Consider the following 508-nt stretch of genomic DNA (forward strand, 5'->3'; position numbering starts at 1 on the left):
TTGTTGACGAGTGCGCCATCGCCCCAGCCGCCGATCGGCAGCAGCTTCCAACTCAGCCCGAAGACTAGCTGGATCAGCGGCGCGATGACGAAGGTAGGAATGGTGGAACCGGCGGTGGCCAGCGCGATCACCGCATAGTCGCCGACCTTGTTCTGGTTCAGCGCGGCCGTGATGCCGAGAATGGAGCCCAGGATCAGCGCCAGGATCAGCGCCGAGGAGCCGAGCTGGATCGAAATCGGCAGGCCCTTGGCGAAGAGTTCGCCCACCGTGAAGTCGGGCAGATTGTAGCTCGGCCCGAAACTACCATGCAGCAAATTATTGATATAGTTGAGATATTGTTTCCAGAGCGGATCATTGAGGCCGAACTGGGCTTCCAGATTGGCCTGGATCACGGGGTTCAGCCCACGCTCCTGGTTGAAGGGCCCGCCAGGAGCGACCCTGATCAGGAAAAACGCCAGCGTGACAATCACGAATAGCGTCGGGATGGCGGTCAGCAACCGCCTGAACA

The 508-nt window shown here is 60.0% G+C and carries 1 pseudogene; it reads right to left on the reverse strand.

Features of this window, described 5'->3' with window-relative positions:
• Window positions 1-508: pseudogene (locus RAD15_RS43520) on the reverse strand (ABC transporter); the annotation flags it as partial.

Source organism: Bradyrhizobium sp. 14AA (assembly GCF_054185205.1).